Below are 23,268 nucleotides of genomic sequence, written 5' to 3'. Positions count from 1 at the left end.
CGAGCTCATCTCCAATGCCGAGGTCGCCGAGATCCCCGCCTACACCGCGTTCGCCGGCCGCAAGAAAGCAGATCGCGTCACGGCCCGCCTCATCGTGCGCCGGGTCCGTGACCTGGCCAGACCCGCCGTCATCGGCGAGCAGGGCGAACTGTTCCCGGTCTGGCGCCACCACCCCTTCTTCACCGACAACCCCGCCCCGACACTCCAGGCAGAGCAGGAACACCGCCACCACGCCGTCATCGAGCAGATCACCGAGTACGGCCAGCCCGGAACGGGAATGTGCTGGTCCTTGCCGCGACCGTAGGTGTGACACAAGATCCGCTCAGGCGAGGTGTGCGCATCCGGCCGCAGCCAGCAGGTGATGTCGGCGGCCGGCACCAGACGGCCGTCGGCCGCCCTGGGCAGCGGGACCGATGCCAGGGCCCGCCGCAGCCGGGACACGTCCACCCGCCCCGTCGGCACAGCGGAGTACAGACTGCCGTGCCCACGGCGATGCTCGCCCACCAGCGACAGCTCGACCAGCGACCTGACCGGGCCATCCGCACACAACACTGCATCCGCCAGCTCGAACAGGGCATCCGCACGAGAGGTCAGACACGAGTAGAACTCGCCCCGGAAGCGTGACAGTTCCGCGAACGGCCCCACCACTGCAGTGTTGTGCAACAGACTCATCCCACGGCCTTCGTGCTGAACTTGTGTGTCCTTGGTCGGAGCACATGATCAGCCGAAGGCCGCCTGCTTGTAAGGGAGTTACCACCGCGAGTGATCAAGTTCGAGGACGCATTCGACCCCCGACCTTAAAGATCAAGTTAGTACGGCTCATCGGTGGCGACGCGGTCGATCGGGATGAGCGTGCCGTCGACGATGACGAAGTCGCCCTCGCCCAGGCCGGCCTGGGCTTCGCGCAGTCCGGGTGCCCAGCTGGCCAGGACGTCGATGGTCTCGTCCACGTACCGCCATGCAGTCGCCTCCGAGATCTCGAACCCGGCCGCGAGCTGGGCGAACGTCTCGTTCTTGCGCAGGTGTGCCAGGGCGAGGAGGGCCTGGTGGAAGCAACAGAGCGTGCGCCACGTCGAGTTCAGTTCACGCCTTCGGGCGTAGATGAGCCAGGAGACATGCTCGACCAGCTCATGCGGGACGTCGAGCATGGAAGGATATGAAACCAACGGAGCCCCTCGGTTACCGGTGTGATGAGTAAGATCACCACGTCGACGACGAGGGGCTCTGCCATGTCACCGCCCTCGCTGACCAGCCCATTTCACCCCTACGGCACAGGATGAAAGAGGTTCACTGGCGGTGTAGGCCCTCGACGCGGTGTTGTTGCACCGTTCGGGGGCCGTCTCATTGCAGATGGGCGACGAGACAAGCACCAACGTAACCGCACATAGCTTCGGAACGCCGCGCTTGCCCCTCAACTTCCGGAACTGATCGAAAAGTTACGCCGCCCCCTGGTGATCGGCGCTCAGGCAACTGCTCGGATGAGCAGGCCCCACATGAGGCCGCGCAGCCCGGGCCTGGACCGGGCGGGCCGCGTAGGTGCGGCACCGGAAGCCGACTGGCCCCGGAAGAACTCTGCGTACCGCTCCAACAGCCCGCGCTCGTAGTACGGGCACAGACAGCGCGCCCCTGCTCCGCCCCGGCCCCGGCGATACGACCCGGCCTGCGAAAACGGGCGCCTGCCGACACGGGCACGGAGAGTGGGAGGGGCGCCGTTTGAACTATTTGTGGCGCCCGTCCGTTGCTGTCCTTGAGGGGGAAATCTCCGGTTCCGCACTTCCAACCGCTTGGGCGGACGGAGGGTGCGGGCAGGGCAGCCCGCGGGCTAAAACCCCGGATACGGAAACTCCACATCGACACCAGTACGGGTACAGAAGGGTTGATTCGAAAATGCCCAGTGATGATATGCGGCGTAATCTCCTGAAGACTAACTCTCTAAACGCTCGTTACGCAGAAGAACCGCCCTCGGCCTGGCGTGCGGAAGGCTACAAGGAGTGGGCCCGGGATGAGGAGAAAGTCGCCATCAAAGCTTACAACTTGAGCGATGATGGCGAGCACGAATTTGATCGAATGGAGGACGCTGGCGATCTGAAGCGGAAGTGGAATCAGGCGCACGACGCGATTTTGGCGTATAACGCGAGTGCGGTGGCCCCGGCTGCCAGCCGGGAGGATCTTAGGGACCGGGCCATGAGTGTCTACCAGGAGGCTCTCTTGAAGCAGGCGCCCTACAGCGAGAAATATGATTCTAGGCCGGACGAGAAGTACTTCCGCCAGGCTAAGGAAAACTTGTTTCAAAGAAATCAGCAGGCCGGGCAACCGTCCGTTGGAGAAGCGGCGCGCAACTTGACCCCAAATCCTTCTGGTCAGCAACCGAGCGCACTGCGGCCCTCTGCAAACACGCCTGTCGGCCAAAGGCCGTGGGAGACGCAAGGTCCGAAGAAAGGCCCCGGCCACGGGCCCAGTATGAGCTAAGACCTGTCCTGTAACTGCTGGTCAGCGGTGAGATGATCTTGTCGTGTCTGGTGTGATCACGGCGTCGCAGCCCTCCTGGATAACCCGTTCAGCGGGTTGAGCCCGCGTCAGTTCGGCAAGCTGATCACCGCGCTCCGGCGCGAGGGTGCGGATCCGGTGCGCAAGGGCCGGCCGTGGAGTCTGCCGCTGGAGGACCGCGTCCTGCTGGTCGCCGCGTACTGGCGCACGAACCTGACCCTGCGGCAACTGGCGCCGCTCTTCGGGGTGTCGAAGTCTGCGGCCGATCGCATCATCGACCACCTCGGGCCGTCGCTCGCCCTCCAGCAACGCAAGCGGTTCCGCAAGGACGCCGTGCTGATCGTCGACGGCACCCTGGTCCCCACCCGCGACCACAGCGTCGCCGAACAGTCGAAGAACTACCGGTACTCCACCAACCACCAGGTCGTCATCGACGCGGACACCCGGCTGGTCGTTGCGGTCGGCCGTCCGTTGCCCGCAACCGTAACGACTGCAAGGCGTGGGAGCTGTCCGGTGCGAGGGCCGCCGTCGGCAGGACCACGGTTATCGCGGACGGCGGCTACCGGGGCACCGGCCTGGTCATTCCGCACCGCCGCGAACCCGGCCAGAGCGAACTGGAGCCGTGGAAAGAGGAACACAACACCTCGCACCGCAAGGTCCGCGCCCGCGTCGAGCACGCCTTCGCCAGCATGAAGACCTGGAAAATCCTCCGCGACTGCCGCCTCAAAGGTGACGGCGTCCACCACGCGATACTCGGCATTGCCCGCCTGCACAACCTCACCCTCGCCGGGTGACGAAGGAACAAGCAGGTCAGCGCACACGTCGTAGATCATCTAGCGTGCTCGGCCAGGCGGCGGGCCAGGGCCCGGACCAGGCTGCCCAGGGCCGGGGGCTGTTCGATGACGAACGGGCGGTCCAGCGCGGCGAGTACGGCCGGGATCCACTCCAGCCGCTCGGCCCTCATCCGGACGCGGATCCACTCGTCCCGGACCCCGGCGCGCGCAGCTGCCTCGTGCGCCGGAGCGTTCTCGTCGTGCCCCGTAGCGGCATCGGGCAGCGGGGACAAGGTCGCGAGGTCGGGCGGGAGGTGGCGGCGGATGTGCGCGGCGTCGGCCTGGACGCGCAGCGAGACCTCGTGGGCCCAGGGCGTACGGGCCAGGCTGTCCAGCACCGCGGCCACCGGGTCGAAGTCCGCCGGGACGGCGAACGAGCCGGGCTGGACGCTCAGCGCGGTGATCCGGTCCAGCCGGAAGGTGCGCACTTCCTCGCCGGGCGCGCCCGCGGCGGTGAGATACCAGCGTCCGGCGTGCGCCACGAGGCCGTAGGGCAAGGCGGTGCGCTCGCTGACGCGGCCCTTGCGGTCGCGGTAGGTGAGCGCCACCGGCCGCCGCAGGCGGGCGGCCTCGGCGAGTTCGAGCAGCACCTCCGCCTCCGGCGTACTGGGGGCACCGCCCGCGCCCGCGCCGCGATCCGTCCCCGTACCCGCGCCTGCCCCCGTGCCCGAACCCGCACCCCTCCCCGCACTCGGACCCGCGTCCGCTGATGGGGGGCGCGGGCCCGGCGCGCCGGTGAAGCCGGTCGTCTCCAGCAGCGCGTCCAGCCGCTGTCCCAGGCGCCGGGGGAGCACGCGCCGCAGTTTCGCCGTGGCGCTCTCGCCCGCCGCCACGGACGTGGTGACCAGACCGGCACGGCGCCCGGCCAGGAGCCCGAGCAGTACGGCCAGGGCCTCGTCGTCGGTGAGCATCAGCGGGGGCATCCGGTAGCCGGGCGCGAGCCGGTAGCCGCCGTAGCGGCCCCGCACCGACTCGACGGGCACGCCGAGGTCCAGCAGGTGGCCGAGGTAGCGGCGGACGGTGCGCTCATCGACGTCGAGGGATGCGGCCAGATCCGGGACGGTGCGGAGCCCGCCGCCGCTCTGAAGGATCTCCAGGAGGGCGAGGACGCGGGCGGTGGGGGAGGTCACCCACCCATTCTGCCGCGATACCGGGCGGATCCTGTCCGGTATCCGTTCTAGCGTGTGAGAAAGCGCCCCGGACCGGCACCGGTCTCCGGCACGGGTTCCCGGCACCGGCCGCCGGCACAGCCGATCCGGCCGCCGGTCGGAACCAGCCGACCGGGGCGCGGCAGGCCCCCAGAGCAGAAAGAAAGCCACTCATGAACTTCGTTTCGCTCCGCGTGATCACCGACGACGTCGCCCGCCTCGTCGCGTTCTACGAGCAGGTCACAGCCGTCCCGGCGCGGTGGGCGACGCCCGAGTTCGCCGAACTCGTGACGCCCTCGTGCACCCTGGCGATCGGCGCCACCCGCACCGTGGCCCTCTTCGGCGCCGGTTCCGCCCGGCCGGCCGCCAACCATTCGGCGATCATCGAATTCCGCGTCGCGGACGTCGATGCGGAACACCGGCGGCTGACGGCGGCGGGGTGCGAGTTCGTCCAGGAGCCGACGACGATGCCGTGGGGCAACCGCTCTCTCCTCCTCCGTGACCCCGACGGGAATCTGGTCAACTTCTTCACGCCCGTCACGCCCGAGGCCCTCCAGCGGCAGGCCCGCTAGCCGCTGGGGCTCGTGTCGCCCCCGCTGACGCTTTCGTGGCTCACCAGCGATTCCGCTTCCTGCGGCGTCAGTTCGATGCCGAAGGTGTCACGGAGCAGTCCGGGCAGCTCGTGCGGCTCCAGTTCACGCTTCGCGTACGGCTCCGGGTGTGCGGGGCCGGCCGTCGTCCAGGTCAGGGTGTCGAGCTGATCGACCCGGTCGGCGCGCAGGCGCTGGATGAAGGGGCGGCGGTTGAACGGGGAGTGCGCGCCGGTGGCGACGTAGTGGTTGGCCAGCTCGTAGTCCACGGGGTACTGGGGGTTCTCGGTGAAGGTGTGGCGCAGCACCCAGCCGCCGTGGCCGTCGCCGTGGTGGAGGGCCCAGCCGTCGGCGCCCGGGGTGACCTCCTGGCGGCGCAGCCAGAAGGGCCACCCCTCGACGGTGACCTCGTTGCCCGCCGCGCCCTCCACCAGTTCGATGGGGGCGAGCGGGCTCGCGCCGAAGCCGATGTCGCTCAGCCAGCGCCGCCTGTCGAGTTCGACGAGCAGCATCCCGTGGGTCGCCGGGAGGATCGTCTCCGCGCCCAGCCGCACCCGCCCCGATACGGCGGTGAAGCGGAAGCCGATGCGCTCCAGGGCAGCCGCGTAGAGCACGGCGTGCTCGAAGCAGTAGCCGCCCCGGGTGCGGCGCACCAGCTTGTCCTGGAGGTCCTCCAGGTCCAGGGAGACCGACTGGCGCAGCAGGCTGTCCAGGTTGTCCCAGCGCACGGACAGCACATGGGCGCGGTGGAGCGCGCGCAGCGTCTCCAGCGTGGGCACGCGCTCCCCCTCGTATCCCAGTCGCGCCAGGTAGGCGTCCAGGTCGAGCCGCTCACCGCTCCACATGTGGTTCCTCTCCGCTCCCCAGAATCCGTCCCGGCTCTCTCGGCTTGCGTGAATCCGTTCCGGCTCTCAGAAACCGGCCGCCGTGTTCAGATCTTCCTTGATACGGCTCAGTACGGCGGCGGCGCGGGCCCGTGCGGGGGCGAGTCCGGCGAGGCCGCTCACCGGGGCGACGACCTCCAGGTAGCACTTGAGCTTCGGCTCGGTACCGCTGGGCCGCACGATGACCCGGCCGCCCCCGATCCCGCCCCCGGGCGCGTCCCCGTCCCCGTCCTCGGTTCCGGAGTCCGGGCCCGGCCCCGCGAGGTGGTAGCGCAGGCCGTCGGTCGGGGGCAGGGCGTCCGTGCCCTGGCCGAGGTCCTCGGCCTTCGCGACGCGCAGCCCGCCCAGTGTCCGCGGCGGCTCGGCGCGCAGCCGCACCATCGCGCGGGAGATGAGCGAGAGGTCCTCCACGCGCACCGAGAGCTGGTCGGTGGCGTGGACCCCGTACTCCACATCGAGGTCGTCCAGCAGTTCGGACAGCGTGCGCCCGGCCTGCTTCAGCTCGGCCGCCAGCTCGGCGACGAGCAGCGCGGCGGTGATGCCGTCCTTGTCGCGGACGCCCTCCGGATCGACGCAGTACCCCAGCGCCTCCTCGTAGCCGTAGCGCAGATTCTCCACGCGGGCCAGCCACTTGAAGCCGGTCAGCGTCTCCTCGTAGGGCAGGTCCGCGGCGGCGGCGATCCGCGACAGCAGCGAGGAGGAGACGATCGTGGTGGCGAAGGTGCCCCTGGCCCGCTTGTGGATCAGGTGGGTGGCCAGCAGCGCGCCGACCTGGTCGCCGCGCAGCATCCGCCAGCCGGCCTCGGCCTCCGCGTCCGGTACGGCGACGCCGCAGCGGTCGGCGTCCGGGTCGTTGGCGATGATCAGGTCGGGCGCCTCGCCGTGCTCCCGGGCCCAGGTCCTGGCCGTCGCGAAGGCGAGGTCCATCGCGCCGGGCTCCTCCGGGTTGGGGAAGGCGACGGTGGAGAAGTCGGGGTCGGGCTCGGCCTGTTCGGGCACCGGGACGGGGGTGGGGAAGCCCGCGCGTTCGAAGGCGAGCCGCGCCGTGCGGTCGCCCACCCCGTGCATCGCCGTGTGGACGACGCGGACCGCGCGCGAGGAGCCCTCCGTCAGTACCGCGCCGCTGCGCGCGAGGTAGGCGTCCAGCACGTCCTCGCCCAGCGTCCGCCAGCCCGCCTCGGGCCTCGGCACCCCGTCCAGCGGGCCGACGGCCGCGATACGGGCCGCGATGTCGGCGTCCGCGGGAGGCACGATCTGGAGACCGTCGCCGAGGTAGACCTTGTAGCCGTTGTCGCGCGGCGGATTGTGACTGGCCGTCACCATGATCCCGGCGGCGGCGTCCAGATGCCGTACGGCGTAGGCGAGTACGGGGGTCGGCAGCGGCCCGGGGAGCACGGCCGCGCGCAGGCCCGCGCCGGTCATCACGGCGGCGGTGTCCCGCGCGAAGTCGGCGCTCTTGTGCCGCGCGTCGTATCCGACCACGACCAGCGGCGCGGCGCCGTCCCCCGCCGCCGTGGAGGCAGCGCGCGCGGGCTCGTCCGCCCGCAGGTACGCGGCGATCCCGGCGGCGGCGCGGATGACCACCGCGCGGTTCATCCGCATCGGGCCGGCGCCCAGCTCCCCGCGCAGCCCGGCCGTACCGAACCGGAGGGTGCCCGAGAAGCGGTCGCGCAGCTCGTGGTCCGCTTCGGCGGTTCCGGCGTCGAGGAGTGCGGCCAGCTCGTCACGGGTCTCCGGATCCGGGTCCTCCGCCTGCCAGGCACGGGCCCGCTCGCGCAGCTCGTCGGGTGGCGCCCCCTGCTCGGACGCGGGGCCGGCCCCGGTCGCGGGGGCCTCCGTGGGAGCGGTCAGGTCGTCGCGCACGGTTCCTGTCCTGCCTTTCGGGCGGTCGGTCGGATGAGGTGGAGGGGGCGGGTCGATCGAGCGGCTGGGGCGAACGGGTCGGCCGGACCCGGCGCGGGCCGGGGGCCCGTACCCAGGATCCGGGCTCAGAGCCGGTGCAGCACCTGGGCGAGGAGTGAGCCCATGCGTGCGGCGGAGTCGCGCCCGGCCTGGAGGACCTCCTCGTGGTTGAGGGGCTCCCCGGTCATGCCGGCGGCGAGGTTGGTGACCAGCGAGACGCCCAGCACCTCGGCGCCCGCCTCGCGCGCCGCGATGGCCTCCAGCGTGGTGGACATGCCGACCAGGTCACCGCCGATGGCGCGGACGAAACCGATTTCGGCCGGGGTCTCGTAATGCGGCCCGGGGAACTGGACGTAGACGCCTTCTTCGAGCGTCGGGTCGATCTCCTTGCACAGGGCGCGCAGCCGCGGCGAGTAGAGGTCGGTGAGATCGACGAAGTTGGCGCCGACGATGGGGGAGGTGGCGGTGAGGTTGATGTGGTCGCTGATGAGGACCGGCTGGCCCGGCTGCATGCCCTCGCGCAGCCCGCCGCAGCCGTTGGTCAGGACTATCGTCTTGCAGCCGGCCGCGACCGCCGTGCGCACGCCGTGCGCGACCGAGGCCACGTCCCGGTTCTCGTAGTAGTGGTTGCGGCCCAGGTAGACCAGCGCGCGCTTGTCGCCGAGGCTGTGCGAGCGGAACATGCCCGCGTGGCCGACCGCGGTGGGCGGGGGGAAGCCGGGCAGCTCGGTGAAGGGGAACTCGTGCTCGGGCGCGCCGAGCGTGTCCGCCGCGGGGACCCAGCCCGAGCCCATCACGAGGGCCACGTCATGGCTGTCGGCCCCGGTCAGCTCCCGCAGTCGCGCTGCGGCCTTGCCGGCGGAACGGTACGGGTCATCGGGGGTGTGCGTGCTGTCGGTTGCGTTCACGCGACGAGGGTAGCCCGTCTTCGCCTACGCGCGTAGAGCCGTGGTGAATCCAGCCCGCACAAAGGGGCGGAACCCCAAAGGAACGGAGCCCCGAAGGGGCGCGGGGAACTGCGCGGTCGGCTCACACGCACGCGCGGCCTGCCAAGCACGGACAGGGGCGCCCTCTGCTCAGCGCCTGGCGGCAGACCAACGCTCAGCACCAGAAAGGGGAGCGCAAAACCCCGCCCGGCCGCAACCCCCCAAAGAAGCGTCAGCAAACAGCAATCAGCAAGGCCGCTTCCGCAGCTCGGTCACATAGTCGTGCGGCGCCCCCGCGGACTCGGCGGCGTCGGCGATGTCCGCGAGGTAGCGGGCGGAGGGCAGCCCGCCCTCATAGCCGTTGAGGACATAGCACCAGGCGGCCTCCTCGCCGTCGAGGGTGTGCACGCGCACCCGCATGCGCCGGTAGATGTCCAGGCCGACGCCCTCCCAGCGGTCCATGGAGTCCTCGTCCATGGGCGCGATGTCGTACAGCGCCACGAAGATCTGGGAGCGGGGGGCCTCGACGATGGTGGCCAGGGCGCCGTCCCACCCCATGTGCTCGCCGCCGAAGGTGAGCCGCCAGTCGGTGATCCAGCCGGTGACGCGCATGGGGGAGTGCGGGGCGCGGCGCGCCATGAGCCGCGCGTCGAGGTTGCCGGCGTACGCGGCGTAGAGCGACATGCGGTCGAGGGTACGGGAGTGGGCCGCGCCCTTCAGCGGGCCCGTTCGGGTGTGCTGTGCTGCCGCGGACGCCCTGGTGGCCGCCCGTCGCCCGGCCGTGCCCCGGCCCGGGGGCGCCCGCGCCGGGCCCGCCGCCGTCCGCGGGCCGAGCGCGCCGGGGGGCGGCTGCCCTGCCGGGCGGGACCCCGCCGGGTGGGGGATGGGAGCGTACGGGACAATGGAGTATGTGACTCGGATCGTGATCATCGGTGGCGGACCTGGCGGATACGAGGCTGCGCTGGTCGCGGCGCAGCTGGGCGCGGAGGTGACGGTCGTCGACTGCGACGGCCTCGGCGGCGCCTCGGTGCTCACCGACTGCGTGCCGTCCAAGACGCTCATCGCCACCGCCGAGGTGATGACCAACTTCGACTCCTCGTACGAGGAGCTGGGCATCCGGGTCGAGGACACCACGCACGACCCCGACGACCCGGCCCGCGTGGTGGGGGTGGACCTCGGCAGGGTCAACCGCCGCGTCAAGCGTCTCGCCCTCGCGCAGTCCCACGACATCACCGCCTCCGTCACCCGCGCGGGTGGCCGGGTGATGCGCGGGCGCGGGCGGCTGGAGCCCGGACAGGCCACCGACGGGTCACGCGTAGTGACGGTCACGGCGGCCGATTCCAGCCAGGAGCGGCTGACGGCGGACGCCGTACTGATCGCGACCGGCGGTCACCCGCGCGAGATCCCCGACGCCCTGCCCGACGGCAAGCGGATCTTGAACTGGACGCAGCTGTACGACCTTGAGGCGTCGCCCGAGGAGCTGATCGTGGTCGGCTCCGGCGTGACCGGCGCCGAGTTCGCCGGTGCCTACCAGGCGCTCGGCTCCCAGGTCACCCTCGTCTCCTCCCGCGACCGCGTGCTGCCCGGTGAGGACCCCGACGCGGCGGCCGTCCTGGAGGACGTCTTCCGCCGCCGCGGCATGAACGTGATGAGCCGCTCGCGCGCCGCCTCCGCGAAGGTGGTGCCCGCCGGGCCGGACGGGAAGGAAGGCGTCGAGGTCACCTTGCAGGACGGCCGGACGATCACCGGTTCGCACTGTCTGGTCGCGGTCGGTGCCATTCCGAACACCGCCGACATGGGCCTGGAGGAGGCCGGCGTCAAGCTGAAGGAGTCGGGCCACATCTGGACCGACCGGGTCTCGCGCACCTCGGCGCCCGGCGTCTACGCGGCGGGCGACTGCACCGGGGTCTTCGCGCTCGCCTCCGTCGCCGCGATGCAGGGGCGTATCGCGATGTACCACTTCCTGGGCGACTCGGTGAACCCGCTGGACCTCAAGACGGTCTCGGCGAACGTCTTCACCGATCCGGAGATCGCCACGGTCGGCTACACCCAGGCCGATGTGGACAACGGCACCATCGACGCCCGCGTCGTCAAGCTGCCGCTGCTGCGCAACCCGCGGGCCAAGATGCAGGGGATCAGGGACGGCTTCGTGAAGCTGCTCTGCCGCCCGGGCACGGGCATCATCGTCGGCGGGGTGGTCGTGGCGCCGCGGGCCAGTGAGCTGATCCATCCGATCTCGATCGCGGTGGACAACAACCTGACCGTCGAGCAGATCGCCAACACCTTCACCGTGTATCCGTCGCTGACGGGTTCGATCGCCGAGGTGGCCCGCCAACTGCACACCCGCAAGGCCGCCGAGGGCCGCTGACCGGGCGGGGGCGGCCCGTTCAGCGCCGAGCAGGCGCCGGTCGGGCCCGGTGCGCGGCCGGTGCACGGGGCCTCGGGGCGGGCGCTGCCGGAGGTGGCGGGCGCTGCCGGACGGGCGATTTCCCCCTCGGGATGACCGAAGCCGATCCCCTTTATCACAAGGCAGGTCGCCGTACGAACAACTTCTGTTAATCGGCGCAAACCGCTGAAAGCAGATGGTCGTTGGGGTTACTGTCAGTTTCGTGTTCGCTGCGGAACGTCGTCAACTGATCCTTGAAATGGTGCGAGCTAACGGGGCCGTCTCGCTCCGTGAGCTGGCCCGCGTCGTCCAGACCTCCGAAGTGACCGTGCGTCGTGACGTACGGGCGCTGGAGGCGGAAGGACTGCTCGACCGCCGACATGGCGGCGCCGTCCTCCCGGGGGGCTTCACCCGGGAGTCCGGATTCCCCCAGAAATCCCACCTAGCCACCGCGGAGAAGACGGCCATCGCCGATCTCGCCGCGGGCCTCGTCTCCGAGGGCGAGGCCGTCGTCGTCGGCGCCGGTACGACGACCCAGGAGCTGGCACGGCGGCTGGCACGCGTCCCGGGCCTGACCGTCGTCACCAACTCGCTCCTGGTCGCCCAGGCGCTGGCACACGCCAACCGCGTCGAGGTCGTCATGACCGGAGGCACCCTGCGCGGCTCCAACTACGCGCTGGTCGGCAGCGGAGCCGAGCAGTCCCTGCACGGGCTGCGCGTCTCCCGCGCCTTCCTGTCCGGAAGCGGGCTGACCGCCGAGCGCGGGCTGTCCACGTCCAACATGCTCTCCGCCAGCGTGGACCGGGCGCTGGTGCAGGCCGCCGCCGAGGTCGTCGTCCTGGCCGACCACACCAAGCTCGGCGCCGACACGATGTTCCAGACCGTCCCCACCGACGTCATCACCCGGCTGGTCACCGACGAGCCGCCCCCGCACGACGACCGGGCGGAAGCGGAGCTTCAGGCCCTGGCCGACCACGGGGTGCAGGTCGCCGTGGCCGGCGGTGGAGGCGGTACGGGCGCAGAACCGCTCCCCGAGGCGCGCCCGGCACCCCCCGAGCGGGGCCGCCGGGACGTCTCCATGCCCGCCCCGCGCCGGGGCGGCAGCCCGCCGCCGGGCGCGGGCCAGCCCACGCCCGGCCAGCTGCGCGCCTCCGGCCCCGCACCGCGCGTCGCCGACCTGGCCCCGCGCCGCCGGTAGCCGGGCTCCGCTCGCCTCTCCGTATCCCGGTATCCCGGTATCCCGGTATCCCGGTATCCCGGTATCCCCGTATCCCCGTGGGAGGCGGGCGTGGGAGGCGGGCCCGCGGGGTCAGTCCGCCAGCACCACGCAGGCGCCCAGGTGCCACGTCCGGCCGGGCTCGGAGGAGAGTTCGAGTTCCGTCTCCCGGCCGGCGGAGCCGCCGCCGAGGGGGACGCGCAGCCAGGCGAAGGCGCGGCCGTCCAGCTGCTCGCCGCGGGCCTTCTCGACGCCGTCCACGCCGACGATCAGGGGCCGGGTGAAGGTGCTGGGGTCCCCGGTGAGCAGGTACGCGGTGCAGTGCCCGGCGGGCAGCCGGAGGCGCAGCACGGCCGGGGCGCCGCGGCGCACGTAGTCGCGGCGCAGGACGTCGAGCAGCCCGCTGTCGGAGGCGTCGGGCGGGGTGCCGACCCAGCCGAAGTCCGCTCCCGCGCGCCAGGCGTCGGCGGGCGAGAGCCGGGTGTAGCCCGCCAGCAGCGGGGCCGTCGCGGTCCCGGCGTCCAGCGCGTGCACGCACCGCGCGGCGGGCGGCGTGACCACGGCTCTCGCCTCGGCGCGCAGCGAGGAGTCGAGCGCCGCCACCTTGCCCGACCTCGGCCGCGCCCGGAGCGTGGCGAGTCCGGGTGCGGCCGGGGGCACGACGGGCACCTCCACCGTGGCCGCCTCCCGCGATGCCACGAAGCGGGTGACCGGCTCGGCCCGCCAGCCGTCGGGCACCTCGACCGAGGTGACGGTGCGCAGCCCGGACCCGGTGGCGTTGGCGACCTCCACCGGCAGCGTGTTGCGCTGCCCGCCCAGCAGCACCGTGTCGGCCGGAGCGACGGTGGCCTGCAGCCAGGAGCGGCGCTCGTCCCGGATCCGGCTCAGCCGGAACCAGTACGCCGCCAGCGTGTCCCGCCACTGGTCGGCGGCGGCCATCTGGTCGCCGAACCTGTCGCGCACCTCCGTCAGCCGCCGCCGGTCGATACGGCCGCGCAGCGCGTCCCAGCCCGCGCGCATCTCCCGTACGCGCGCCGCGCCGGAGAAGTGGGTGTCGTAGATGTGCTGGATCACGGTCGAGCCGTTGTCCAGCCGGTGCGTGTACGGCACGTGGTGCAAGAAGAGCAGCAGCTCCTCCGGGCAGTCCGCGAGCGACTCGTAGCGCTCGCGTACGGGGGACGCGTAGAGCGCGGTGTAGCCGTCGCCGCTCGCCGCCGTACGGTCGAAGCCGACGCCCTCGGAGTCGGACTTGTGGAACTGCGTGGTCGTCGTCGGGCTGGGGTCCAGATGCCCCGTCACCGAGCCGTCCGGCGGGTGGGTCAGATAGCCCGTGCCCAGCGGCGAGGTGTAGTCCTCGTAAGTGCGCCAGGAGCCGAGCAGCAGCGCGGAGACCGTTTTCACGACCTGGGGGTCGTTGCCGAAGGTCATCCGGGTCCATTCGGCCGCCAGGTCCGCGGCGGACAGGCCGGGGTTCCAGGAGAGCCGCCCGTAGCCGTGCGTGTTGGCGGCGGCCAGGTGCGAGCCGGTCCAGTTGGCGGCATCGCCGACGTTCATGACCCCGGCGAAGCCGTAGTGGGTGTACGGGTGGACGCGGCCGGTCACGACCCGTTCGACCGTACTGCCCTTGCCCGCCTTGTGGGTGTCGAAGCCCAGGCACTCCTTCCACTGCGGCACCAGATAGCACAGGTGGGTGGTGTGCCCGGTGTACTCCTGCGTCACCTGGAGTTCGATCATCGAGTTGGTGCGCGGCAGGGAGCCGAAGAGCGGGTGCGCGGGCTCGCGGACCTGGAAGTCGATCGGCCCGTTCTTGATCTGCACGACCGCGTTGTCCTCGAACTTCCCGTCCAGCGGCACGAAGTCGCGGTATGCCTGCCGGTCCCACTCCTCGTCGGAATCGTGCACGAAGGCCCGCCACATCACCAGCCCGCCGTGCGGCTTGAGGGCCCGTGCGAGCAGGTTCGCCCCGTCGGCATGCGTGCGCCCGTAATCCAGCGGCCCGGGCCGGCCCTCGGAGTTGGCCTTGACGAGGAAGCCCCCGAAGTCCTCGATCTTCCCGTAGATCTCGGCGGCCTTCTCCTCCCACCAGTCGCGTACGCCCGTGTCGAAGGGGTCGGCCGTCTTGAGGCCGCCCAGGTCGATGGGCGCGGCGAAGTTCGCCGTGACGTACAGGGCGACGCCGTAGCGCCGCAGCACGCCCGCGAGCGCGGCGAGCTTCTCCAGGAAGGGGGCGCTGAGGTAGACGGCGCTGGTGTTGACGTTGTTGATCACCGCGCCGTTGATGCCGAGGGAGGCCAGGGCGCGCGCGTAGTCGGTGTAGCGCTCGTCGAGCCGCGGCAGCCGGTCCCAGTGGAAGAACGACCGGCCCGCGTAGCCGCGTTCGATGGAGCCGTCCTCGTTGTCCCAGTGGTCGGCGATGCGCAGCGGGGCGGCCGGGGACTCGGCGAGGTCGGCGCGCTCCAGCGGCTGCCGGGTCTGCACCAGCCGCAGCAGGTGGAACGCGCCGTAGAGCACCCCGCGGTCGGCGTGCGCGGCGATCACCGTCCAGGTTCTGCCGCGCTTGGTGACACGGCGGATCACATAGCCCTCCTCGCCCAGGTCCGCGAGGTCGGCGGGCGGGACGAGGGCGCGGATCAGGTCGGAGCTGTCCGGGGTGCCGATCACCAGCGCGCCCTCCGCCGCCGCGGCTTTCGCCGGCGCGGCTCTCCGCGGGCTCACTGTGGTGCCGAGCATGCCGGTCAGCCCTCTGGCCAGTTCACCGGCGGCCGAGCGCTGGAGCACGCCGCCGCCCTGCCGCACCACTCGGCCCAACGCGGCGCGGTAGCGGGCGAGTTGACCCGCGTCCTCCACCCGCCGGTAGCGCAGCCACAGCTCGTAGCCGCTTTCGCCGGACAGACCGGCGGTGGATGTGGGTGTGGATACGGGGGCGGACGCTGAGGCGGGGGCGGCGAGGGCGAGGGGGCCGAGCGTGGTCCCGAGGGCAGCCGCGGCCAGGACGCTGCGGCGGGGTGTTCCTGGGCTCATGTTTCCCACTTCTGTCGACGGATGTACGCGGACGAACAGTGCGGGGTAGCGGCGTGAGGGAGCGGGCCGGGCTCCGCCACGGTCACATGCATCATGACAACGGTCAACACAACCGACCATAAAAGGACATGTAGGTCCTGGAATTCTCGCTGCCGTTGTCCGCAAGGGAGTTGATCCCGTCAGACGAGTGAACAAGCCTGGCGGCTTGACCGCCTCCGCGGGCGCCGTCTGCCCGGGCGGATTGTGTGGTCGTGAACCCTGGTCGCCTATGTCAACGCTCAAAAGCGAACATGTGGGGTAGGCGGAGGTGCGGCGCCCCGGGAGGTCGGGCAGCGGCGTGCCGCAGTGGGGCTTCGCCCCTGAACCCTCGCGCTCGGGTGCGGCGCCGTCTTTTTTGGGGCTTCGCCCCGGGTCCCCGCTTCTTATGGGGGCTTCGCCCCTGTCCCCGATGGCCTCGCCGGCCGGGCTCCCCCAGCCTCCGGCCGGGGGCACCCCCATGGGCGGCTCCTCCCCCAGACTCCGTCCGGGGAACCCCCACCCAACTGCCCCCCCCGCTACAGGGGCTCCGCCCCCTCTAGAAGCCCCGTCTCCCCTCCCTTGCTCGCCCCCATGTTCCCTGAACGCCACATCTGAACCATTGGACGCCCGCTCATCGAGCAAGAGGGCTCAAAGGACCGGAAACCTACAGGTGCGGGATACGCACGGGGGCACCCCCGGCCGAAGGCTGGGGGTGCCGCACCCGGGGTGCAACCTCAAAACAGCAGGTCTCAGGGGCGAAGTCCCACGATCAGGTCACAAGGACGGTTCAGTCCTTGATCTCGCAGATCACGGCACCCGAAGACACCGAGGCCCCGATCTCCGCATGGAGGTCCTTCACCGTCCCCGCGCGATGCGCGTTCAACGGCTGCTCCATCTTCATCGCCTCCAGGACGACGACGAGTTCGCCCTCCTCGACGCGCTGGCCCTCCTCGACGGCGACCTTGACGATGGTGCCCTGCATGGGCGAGGCGAGCGCGTCGCCGGAGACCGCCGAGCCGGACTTCTTGGCGGCCTTGCGCCGCGGCTTGCGGGCGCCGCCCTCGACGGCGGCGCGCGCCAGGGGCATGCCCAGCGACGAGGGGAGGGAGACCTCCAGCCGCTTGCCGCCGACCTCGACGACGACCGTCTCGCGGGTGCTCTCGTCCTCGTCGGCCTCGGAGTCGGAGGGCGCGGCGGAGAAGGCGGGGATCTCGTTGACGAACTCCGTCTCGATCCACCGGGTGTGGACGTCGAACGGCTCGCCCTCGCGGCCGTGGATCTCGGGGGCGAACGCCGCGTCGCGTACGACGGTGCGGTGGAAGGGGATCGCGGTGGCCATCCCGGCCACCTCGAACTCGTCCAGCGCCCGCGCGGCCCGCTCCAGGGCCTGCTTGCGCGTCGCGCCGTTGACGATGAGCTTGGCGAGCAGCGAGTCCCAGGCGGGGCCGATGACCGAGCCGGACTCCACGCCCGCGTCCAGCCGGACGCCGGGGCCGGTGGGCGGGGCGAAGCTGGTGACGGTGCCGGGTGCGGGCAGGAAGTTGCGGCCCGGGTCCTCGCCGTTGATGCGGAACTCGAAGGAGTGGCCGCGCAGCGGCGGGTCGTCGTAGCCCAGCTCTTCGCCGTCGGCGATGCGGAACATCTCGCGGACCAGGTCGAGGCCCGCGACCTCCTCGGTCACCGGGTGCTCTACCTGGAGGCGGGTGTTGACCTCCAGGAAGGAGATCGTGCCGTCCTGGCCGACGAGGAACTCGCAGGTGCCGGCGCCCTCGTAGCCCGCCTCCCGCAAGATCGCCTTGGAGGCGCGGTACAGCTCCGCGTTCTGCTCCTCGCTCAGGAACGGCGCGGGCGCCTCCTCCACCAGCTTCTGGTGGCGGCGCTGGAGCGAGCAGTCACGGGTGGAGACGACGACCACGTTGCCGTGCTTGTCGGCCAGGCACTGGGTCTCCACGTGCCGGGGACGGTCCAGATAGCGCTCGACGAAGCACTCGCCGCGCCCGAAGGCGGCGACCGCCTCGCGCACCGCCGAGTCGTACAGCTCGGGGACCTCCGCCAGGGTGCGGGCGACCTTCAGGCCGCGTCCGCCGCCGCCGAAGGCGGCCTTGATGGCGATGGGCAGCCCGTTCTCCTCGGCGAAGGCGACGACCTCGTCCGCGCCGGAGACCGGGTCCTTGGTGCCCGCGACGAGCGGTGCGCCCGCGCGCTGCGCGATGTGCCGGGCCGCCACCTTGTCGCCGAGGTCGCGGATGGCCTGCGGGGGCGGGCCGATCCAGTTGAGCCCCGCGTCCAGGACGGCCTGGGCGAAGTCGGAGTTCTCGGACAGGAATCCGTACCCCGGGTGGATGGCGTCGGCCCCCGAATCGGCGGCGGCCTTCAGCACCTTGGCCATGTCCAGGTAGCTCGCCGCCGGGGTGTCACCGCCCAGGGCGTACGCCTCGTCGGCTACCCGGACGTGCAGAGCGTCCCGGTCCGGCTCGGCATAGACGGCGACGCTCGCGATCCCCGCATCCCGGCACGCGCGGGCGACGCGGACAGCGATTTCGCCGCGATTGGCGATGAGCACCTTGCGCACGATGACTCCCTCCGTGAAACAAGCTGAGTTTAGGTACTGGCGACACTTCGCGCCGAGCCGCCAAGGGGGGTGAGCTTGCCCACACGGAGTGTCACCCGCCGGTCGCGCGAAAGCGCTCTTCCCCCTGTTGTCCCACGGTACGCCGGGTTTCCACCTCTTCTGGCAGCTCCCGGCATGTGGGCTAGGTCTCTGTAGCGGAGTGGGGGCTGAGAGGCTGCTTTGTTGTGGAGTCCCTACGAACCCGTGGACGAAATTTTGCTTTCCGTCTCTCCTCTTGCCCCCGGTAATACCCGTAAGTAGCGTTCGCGTTGCCGAAAATCCGTACTAGGAGTAACCCTCGACCGGTGTCCACGTGGCCGTCCAAGTGACCGCTTCCGCCCGTCGTTTGACGTGGGGCAAGTGGATCCGCGCGAGGGGCGACGGTGCGAGGCGGGACGTAATGTGCAAAACGGTCAGGTCGCGTAGCGGCGGCAGGCTCGTACGGCACGCGGGGCAGCTGACGCGTAAGTGACGGAAGTGGGTGGGCGGGGTGGGGCGCAGACGAGCGGTGGCGGCCGTGGCGGCGCTGGTACTGGCGCTGGAGGCGTGCGTACTCGTGCTGCTCAATCTCTTCCTGGGGAAGGTCGCCGACGCGCAGGAGATGTCCCTGGCGGGCATCGACCCGCACGCGATGGCCGTCTCCGCCTGGATCGGCGCGGCCCTCGTCGGCGGCTATGTCCTCGGCTGCGCGCTGATACTGGCCCGCACCGCCCTGCGCGACAGGGGGCCGCACGGGTTCTTCCGCATCGCCCTGATCAGCTGCGCCGTCGTCCACGCCCTGCTCGGAGCCTTCTCCATAGGGCTCGTCGGCTGGAGCGCCTTCGCCTTCATGATGGTCGTCCTCGGACTCGTCGTCTGGACGCTGACCTGGTACGCGGCAGCCGAGGAGACGGCCGGCAAGCCCGCCGCCGGGCCCCTCACGCCCACAAGTCGGTGATCTCCACGTCCAGTTCGCGCAGCATCTTGCGCAGCGTGGGCAGCGAGAGGCCCAGCACATTGCCGTGGTCCCCCTCGATCCCGTCCACGAACGGGCCCGAGCGCCCGTCGAGAGTGAACGCCCCGGCCACGTGCAGCGGCTCACCGGATGCGACGTAGGCCGCGATCTCCGCGTCTGTCGGCTCCCCGAAGTGCACCGTCGTGGACGCCGTCTCCGAACGCCGGCCCGCCCGCTCCCCGCAGTCGGCCGGCACCCGGGTGTCGATCACGCAGTGCCCGGTGTGCAGCACGCCCGCGCGGCCCCGCATGTCCTTCCAGCGGGTCGTGGCATCCGCCTCGTCCACGGGCTTGCCCAGCGCCCGCCCGTCCAGCTCCAGCACCGAGTCGCAGCCGATGACGAGCGCCCCGGCCACCCCGTCGCGCCCGGCGACCGCCGTCGCCTTCGCCTCGGCCAGCACCCTGGCCAGCTCGGCGGGCGTGCGCGCCTCGACGGCGTCCTCGTCCACTCCGCTGACGACGACCTCGGGGGCCATGCCGGCCTGGCGGAGCAGCGCGAGACGGGCGGGGGAGGCGGAGGCGAGCACGAGGCGCGGTGAGTTCATGCGGCCATCGTAGGGACCCGGGCTCTCGCGGAGAGCGGCGCCCGTGGCGCGGTCGGACCGGCCGGGCCCGCCCGGTCCGGCCGCGGTCAGGAGTAGGCGGCCGACAACAGCAGCAGCATCACCAGCGCCGTCACGAGCAGCAGCACCCAGCCGAGGCGCTCCAACTTCGCCTGGGCGGAGTGGAGTTCCTTGGGGGGTTCGTCTCGCGGGTCGGACCAGAGCATGCTTCCGATGGTGGAACGCGAGCCCCGCCCGCGCCTGAGTACGCGTACTCAGACCCGGAGCCACCCGGAGCCGGGGCCTCCGTCCCAGGTCCGGTCCGCCCCCGTCGGCCGGGGCACAAGTCAGCCGGGCCAGAACGATGTGCGCCACGCGCCCGGCCCCGGCGCGGGCAGCCGGCCCGGGAGGGCGCGGGCCGGGTCGGACCAGTTGCTGGGCGCCCGCCGTGCCGGACCCTCGTCCCCGGCGACCGCGGCCCGCGCCCGGACCACCGCCAGCGCGGCGGCCAGCTCCTCCGGCGTCGGGTTGCCCCGCACCACCTTGATCGGCGGCTCCTGACGCGCACCGCTCCCGGCGTCCTCGGCACCAGCACCGTCGGCACCAGCGGCACCAGCGGCACCAGCGCCGTCGGCGCCCGGGGACCCGGCCGCTTCCGCCGGTTCTGCCGTCTCCCTCGCCATCACAGCCTCCTCCTCACAGCGGGATGTTGCCGTGCTTCTTCGGCGGGAGCTGCGCGCGCTTGGAGCGCAGCGAGCGCAGGCCGCGCGTAATGTGACGGCGCGTCTCGGCGGGCCTGATCACCGCGTCCACATAGCCGCGCTCGGCCGCCACATAGGGGTTGAGCAGCGCGTCCTCGTACTCCTGGGTCAGCCGGGCCCGCAGCTCCTCCAACTCCTCGGGCGAACTGGCCGCCGACAGCTTCTTGCGGTGCAGGATGTTGACCGCGCCCTGCGCGCCCATGACGGCGATCTGCGCCGTGGGCCACGCGAAGTTCAAATCGGCGCCCAGGTGCTTGGAGCCCATCACGTCGTAGGCCCCGCCGAACGCCTTGCGGGTGATCACCGTGATCAGCGGGACGGTGGCCTCCGCGTAGGCGTAGATCAGCTTGGCGCCCCGGCGGATGATCCCGTCGTACTCCTGGTCGGTGCCCGGCAGGAACCCGGGAACGTCCACGAAGGTGAGCACCGGCACGTTGAACGCGTCGCAAGTGCGCACGAACCGCGCCGCCTTCTCGCTCGCGTCGATGTTCAAACAGCCCGCGAACTGGAGCGGCTGGTTGGCGACCACGCCCACCGACTGGCCCTCCACGCGCCCGAACCCGGTGATGACGTTCGGCGCGAACAGCGCCTGCGTCTCCAGGAACTCCCCGTCGTCCAGCACATGCTCGACCACGGAGTGCATGTCGTAGGGCTGGTTCGCCGAGTCCGGGATCAGCGCGTCCAGCTCCCGGTCCTCCTCCGAGGTCTCCAGGTCCGCCTCCTCCGCGTAGACCGGGGCCTCGGAGAGGTTGTTGGACGGCAGATACGACAGCAGCGCCTTGACGTACTCGATCGCGTCCTTCTCGTCCCCCGCCATGTGGTGCGCGACGCCCGAGGTCGTGTTGTGCGTACGGGCCCCGCCCAGTTCCTCGAAGCCCACGTCCTCACCCGTGACGGTCTTGATGACGTCGGGCCCCGTGATGAACATGTGCGAGGTCTGATCGACCATCACCGTGAAGTCCGTGATCGCCGGCGAGTAGACCGCGCCGCCCGCGCACGGGCCCAGCACGAGAGAGATCTGCGGGATCACGCCGGAGGCGTGCGTATTGCGGCGGAAGATCTCCGCGAACAGGCCGAGCGCGGCCACCCCCTCCTGGATGCGGGCGCCACCGCCGTCGTTGATGCCGATGACCGGGCAGCCGGTCTTCAGCGCGAAGTCCATGACCTTGACGATCTTCTCGCCGTAGACCTCGCCCAGAGCGCCGCCGAAGATGGTGAAGTCCTGCGAGAACACGCAGACCGGGCGGCCGTCGATGGTGCCGTAACCCGTGACGACCCCGTCCCCGTACGGCCGGTTCTCCTCCAGACCGAAGTTGGTCGAGCGGTGCCGCGCGAACTCGTCCAGCTCCGTGAACGAACCCTCGTCCAGCAGAAGGTGCACCCGCTCACGGGCGGTCAGCTTGCCCTTCGCGTGCTGCTTTTCCACTGCGCGTTCGGAGCCCGCGTGGACGGCGTCCCTGGCGCGGCGCTCGAAATCTGCCAGTTTCGCCGCGGTGGTGTGGGGATCGACGTCGTCGGGGGTGGGGCTGGGCGAGGACATCTTCTCGGGGCTCCTTGCCGTCGCGGACGCTGCGGTTTTGCTACCGCTCCGTAGGCTATCGGCCCCCAGCCTTCGGCCGGGGGTGCCCCCGTGCGTATCCCGCACCTGTAGGTTTCCGGTCCTTTGAGCCCTCTTGCTCGATGAGCGGGCGTCCAATGGTTCAGATGTCGCGTTCAGGAAACATGGGGGCGAGCAAGGGAGGAGGGGAGACGGGGGCTTCTACGGGGCGGAGCCCCTGTATCGGGGGGGGGCAGTTGGGTGGGGTTCCCCCGGACGGAGTCTGGGGGAGGAGCCGCCCATGGGGGTACCCCCGGCCGGAGGCTGGGGGAGCCCGGCCGGCGAGGCCAAGGGGTTTGGGGCGAAGCCCCGACAACGGCGCCGCACCCGAAAGTGCAACTTCGAAACAACGGGTCTCAGGGGCGAAGCCCCACAAGCCGGGTCACAGGGGGCGGCCCTGAGTCGGGTCACAGGGGCTGGGGGCTCATAGGGTGAGGGCATGTCCTCGAAGCGTTGGTCGGACCTGGGCCGGCCCCCTCTCAATGCGTCGGCTCTCAAGAGGGCCCTGGTGGGTGGTGGTGACGGTCTGTGGACGGAGCTGGAGGTGGTCGAGTCCATCGGCTCGACCAACACTGAGCTGGCGGACAGAGCCCGCAAGGGAACAGCCCGCGCGGGCACCATCCTGGTCGCGGAAGAGCAGAGCGCGGGCCGGGGCCGCCTGGATCGCACATGGAGCGCCCCGCCCCGCTCGGGCCTCTTCTTCTCGGTGCTGCTCAAGCCGGGCCCCCCGGGCCCCCGCTGGGGGTGGCTGCCGCTTCTCGCGGGAGTGGCGACCGCCGGTGCCCTCGCCCGCGCGGCGGGCGTGGACATGGGGCTGAAGTGGCCCAACGACGTCCTCGTCGTCATCGAGGGCGAGGAGCGGAAGGTGGGCGGGATTCTCGCCGAGCGGGTCGGCGAGGAGCACCTCGTCCTCGGTATCGGCCTGAACGTGTCGCTGCGCGCCGGGGAACTGCCCGTTCCCACCGCGGGTTCCCTCGCCCTGGCGGGTGCGACGGGGACGGACCGCGACCCGCTGCTGCGCGCGGTGCTGCGCGCTCTGGAGGACTGGTACGGCCGCTGGAGCGCGGCCGGCGGCGACCCCTCGGGCAGCGCCCTGCTGGAGGCGTACGCGGCGGGCTGCGTGACGCTCGGCCGGGCTGTCCGGGCGGAGCTGCCGGGGGGCGAGGCGCTGGTGGGGGAGGCCGTCGCGGTGGACTCGGACGGGCGACTGGTGATCGCCTCGGAACAGGGCGTACAGCATCCGGTCGCTGCCGGTGACATCGTCCATCTGCGCCCGGCGGCCGGAGAGTGAGCTAGCGCACAACTGCCGTAAGGTGGGCAATCGGCGGTGACATCCGGTGCCACCGGGCACCG

The 23,268-nt window shown here is 71.3% G+C and carries 17 protein-coding genes and 4 pseudogenes; 8 read left to right on the top strand and 13 right to left on the bottom strand.

What is annotated here, in order from left to right:
* Positions 1-250: pseudogene (locus ABD339_RS24530) on the top strand (IS1380 family transposase); the annotation flags it as partial.
* On the opposite strand, the pseudogene ABD339_RS24525 reads toward ABD339_RS24530, so the two are convergent.
* Positions 238-672 (bottom strand): annotated as a pseudogene (locus tag ABD339_RS24525) (transposase); the annotation flags it as partial. The pseudogenes ABD339_RS24530 and ABD339_RS24525 sit on opposite strands and share 13 nt — an antisense overlap.
* Before the next feature lie 140 nt (positions 673-812).
* Positions 813-1,207, bottom strand: a pseudogene (locus tag ABD339_RS24520) (transposase family protein); the annotation flags it as partial.
* 680 nt (positions 1,208-1,887) lie between these two features.
* Here ABD339_RS24520 and ABD339_RS24515 point away from each other — a divergent pair.
* Positions 1,888-2,469, top strand: a complete 582-nt coding sequence (locus ABD339_RS24515) for a hypothetical protein (protein WP_344568673.1) — start codon at positions 1,888-1,890, stop codon at positions 2,467-2,469.
* A 43-nt stretch (positions 2,470-2,512) separates the two neighbouring features.
* Positions 2,513-3,281 (top strand): annotated as a pseudogene (locus tag ABD339_RS24510) (transposase).
* 35 nt (positions 3,282-3,316) lie between these two features.
* Here the strand turns inward: ABD339_RS24510 and ABD339_RS24505 are convergent.
* Positions 3,317-4,450, bottom strand: coding sequence for a helix-turn-helix transcriptional regulator (locus tag ABD339_RS24505; RefSeq protein WP_344568672.1), 1,134 nt, complete (start codon positions 4,448-4,450; stop codon positions 3,317-3,319).
* A 191-nt stretch (positions 4,451-4,641) separates the two neighbouring features.
* On the opposite strand from ABD339_RS24505, the gene ABD339_RS24500 reads away from it, so the two are divergent.
* Positions 4,642-5,040 (top strand): VOC family protein, encoded by a 399-nt coding sequence (locus ABD339_RS24500; protein WP_344568671.1) that lies wholly within the window; start codon positions 4,642-4,644, stop codon positions 5,038-5,040.
* Here ABD339_RS24500 and ABD339_RS24495 read toward each other — a convergent pair.
* The 4 genes from ABD339_RS24495 to ABD339_RS24480 form a co-directional block, all read right to left on the bottom strand.
* Positions 5,037-5,903 (bottom strand): arylamine N-acetyltransferase family protein, encoded by an 867-nt coding sequence (locus ABD339_RS24495; protein ID WP_344568670.1) that lies wholly within the window; start codon positions 5,901-5,903, stop codon positions 5,037-5,039. The two genes, ABD339_RS24500 and ABD339_RS24495, sit on opposite strands and share 4 nt — an antisense overlap.
* Before the next feature lie 66 nt (positions 5,904-5,969).
* Positions 5,970-7,721: a phospho-sugar mutase gene (locus ABD339_RS24490; protein ID WP_344568693.1), complete on the bottom strand. Its 1,752-nt coding sequence runs from the start codon at positions 7,719-7,721 to the stop codon at positions 5,970-5,972.
* Positions 7,722-7,930: 209 nt separating this feature from the next.
* Positions 7,931-8,752 (bottom strand): purine-nucleoside phosphorylase, encoded by an 822-nt coding sequence (locus tag ABD339_RS24485; RefSeq protein WP_344568669.1) that lies wholly within the window; start codon positions 8,750-8,752, stop codon positions 7,931-7,933.
* Positions 8,753-9,016: 264 nt separating this feature from the next.
* Positions 9,017-9,454, bottom strand: a complete 438-nt coding sequence (locus tag ABD339_RS24480; RefSeq protein ID WP_344568668.1) for a gamma-glutamylcyclotransferase family protein — start codon at positions 9,452-9,454, stop codon at positions 9,017-9,019.
* A gap of 217 nt (positions 9,455-9,671) precedes the next feature.
* On the opposite strand from ABD339_RS24480, the gene ABD339_RS24475 reads away from it, so the two are divergent.
* Positions 9,672-11,138 (top strand): NAD(P)H-quinone dehydrogenase, encoded by a 1,467-nt coding sequence (locus tag ABD339_RS24475; RefSeq protein WP_344568667.1) that lies wholly within the window; start codon positions 9,672-9,674, stop codon positions 11,136-11,138.
* A gap of 277 nt (positions 11,139-11,415) precedes the next feature.
* Positions 11,416-12,354, top strand: coding sequence for a DeoR/GlpR family DNA-binding transcription regulator (locus ABD339_RS24470; RefSeq protein WP_425576081.1), 939 nt, complete (start codon positions 11,416-11,418; stop codon positions 12,352-12,354).
* A 111-nt stretch (positions 12,355-12,465) separates the two neighbouring features.
* Here ABD339_RS24470 and ABD339_RS24465 read toward each other — a convergent pair whose 3' ends face one another.
* A complete protein-coding gene (locus tag ABD339_RS24465; protein WP_344568665.1) occupies positions 12,466-15,393 on the bottom strand; it encodes an alpha-glucuronidase family glycosyl hydrolase in 2,928 nt (975 codons plus the stop codon).
* Between the two features lie 805 nt (positions 15,394-16,198).
* Positions 16,199-17,983 carry an acetyl/propionyl/methylcrotonyl-CoA carboxylase subunit alpha gene (locus ABD339_RS24460; RefSeq protein ID WP_344568664.1) on the bottom strand — a complete coding sequence of 595 codons (1,785 nt, stop codon included), beginning with the start codon at positions 17,981-17,983 and terminating at the stop codon, positions 16,199-16,201.
* A 529-nt stretch (positions 17,984-18,512) separates the two neighbouring features.
* On the opposite strand from ABD339_RS24460, the gene ABD339_RS24455 reads away from it, so the two are divergent.
* Positions 18,513-18,959 carry a hypothetical protein gene (locus ABD339_RS24455; RefSeq protein WP_344568662.1) on the top strand — a complete coding sequence of 149 codons (447 nt, stop codon included), beginning with the start codon at positions 18,513-18,515 and terminating at the stop codon, positions 18,957-18,959.
* On the opposite strand, the gene ABD339_RS24450 is transcribed toward ABD339_RS24455, so the two are convergent.
* The 4 genes from ABD339_RS24450 to ABD339_RS24435 all read right to left on the bottom strand — a co-directional run bounded on the left by ABD339_RS24450 (position 18,940) and on the right by ABD339_RS24435 (position 21,858).
* Positions 18,940-19,560 (bottom strand): Maf family protein, encoded by a 621-nt coding sequence (locus tag ABD339_RS24450; protein ID WP_344568661.1) that lies wholly within the window; start codon positions 19,558-19,560, stop codon positions 18,940-18,942. The two genes, ABD339_RS24455 and ABD339_RS24450, sit on opposite strands and share 20 nt — an antisense overlap.
* Before the next feature lie 86 nt (positions 19,561-19,646).
* Positions 19,647-19,784 (bottom strand): morphogenic membrane protein MmpB, encoded by a 138-nt coding sequence (mmpB, locus tag ABD339_RS24445; protein ID WP_344568660.1) that lies wholly within the window; start codon positions 19,782-19,784, stop codon positions 19,647-19,649.
* Between the two features lie 120 nt (positions 19,785-19,904).
* A complete protein-coding gene (locus tag ABD339_RS24440; protein ID WP_344568692.1) occupies positions 19,905-20,105 on the bottom strand; it encodes an acyl-CoA carboxylase subunit epsilon in 201 nt (66 codons plus the stop codon).
* A 148-nt stretch (positions 20,106-20,253) separates the two neighbouring features.
* Complete coding sequence (locus ABD339_RS24435; protein ID WP_344568659.1) at positions 20,254-21,858, bottom strand: acyl-CoA carboxylase subunit beta; 1,605 nt, start codon at positions 21,856-21,858, stop codon at positions 20,254-20,256.
* Between the two features lie 496 nt (positions 21,859-22,354).
* Between ABD339_RS24435 and ABD339_RS24430 the strand changes: the two genes are divergently transcribed.
* Complete coding sequence (locus ABD339_RS24430) at positions 22,355-23,206, top strand: biotin--[acetyl-CoA-carboxylase] ligase (protein ID WP_344568658.1); 852 nt, start codon at positions 22,355-22,357, stop codon at positions 23,204-23,206.
* Positions 23,207-23,268 lie beyond the last annotated feature (62 nt).

The organism is Streptomyces axinellae (assembly GCF_039532135.1).
Classification (GTDB): Bacteria; Actinomycetota; Actinomycetes; order Streptomycetales; family Streptomycetaceae; genus Streptomyces; species Streptomyces axinellae.
Note: the sequence above shows the minus strand (reverse complement) of the source record. Positions and strands in the feature narration are given on the sequence as shown.

Bases quoted from the DNA above. Each gene is read 5' to 3' on its own strand.
- ABD339_RS24515 (WP_344568673.1), top strand. From the start codon at position 1,888: ATGCCCAGTGATGATATGCGGCGTAATCTCCTGAAGACTAACTCTCTA.
- ABD339_RS24500 (WP_344568671.1), top strand. From the start codon at position 4,642: ATGAACTTCGTTTCGCTCCGCGTGATCACCGACGACGTCGCCCGCCTC.
- ABD339_RS24495 (WP_344568670.1), bottom strand. From the start codon at position 5,903: ATGTGGAGCGGTGAGCGGCTCGACCTGGACGCCTACCTGGCGCGACTG.
- ABD339_RS24480 (WP_344568668.1), bottom strand. From the start codon at position 9,454: ATGTCGCTCTACGCCGCGTACGCCGGCAACCTCGACGCGCGGCTCATG.
- ABD339_RS24475 (WP_344568667.1), top strand. From the start codon at position 9,672: ATGGAGTATGTGACTCGGATCGTGATCATCGGTGGCGGACCTGGCGGA.
- ABD339_RS24470 (WP_425576081.1), top strand. From the start codon at position 11,416: ATGGTGCGAGCTAACGGGGCCGTCTCGCTCCGTGAGCTGGCCCGCGTC.
- ABD339_RS24465 (WP_344568665.1), bottom strand. From the start codon at position 15,393: ATGAGCCCAGGAACACCCCGCCGCAGCGTCCTGGCCGCGGCTGCCCTC.
- ABD339_RS24450 (WP_344568661.1), bottom strand. From the start codon at position 19,560: ATGAACTCACCGCGCCTCGTGCTCGCCTCCGCCTCCCCCGCCCGTCTC.
- mmpB (WP_344568660.1), bottom strand. From the start codon at position 19,784: ATGCTCTGGTCCGACCCGCGAGACGAACCCCCCAAGGAACTCCACTCC.
- ABD339_RS24435 (WP_344568659.1), bottom strand. From the start codon at position 21,858: ATGTCCTCGCCCAGCCCCACCCCCGACGACGTCGATCCCCACACCACC.
- ABD339_RS24430 (WP_344568658.1), top strand. From the start codon at position 22,355: ATGTCCTCGAAGCGTTGGTCGGACCTGGGCCGGCCCCCTCTCAATGCG.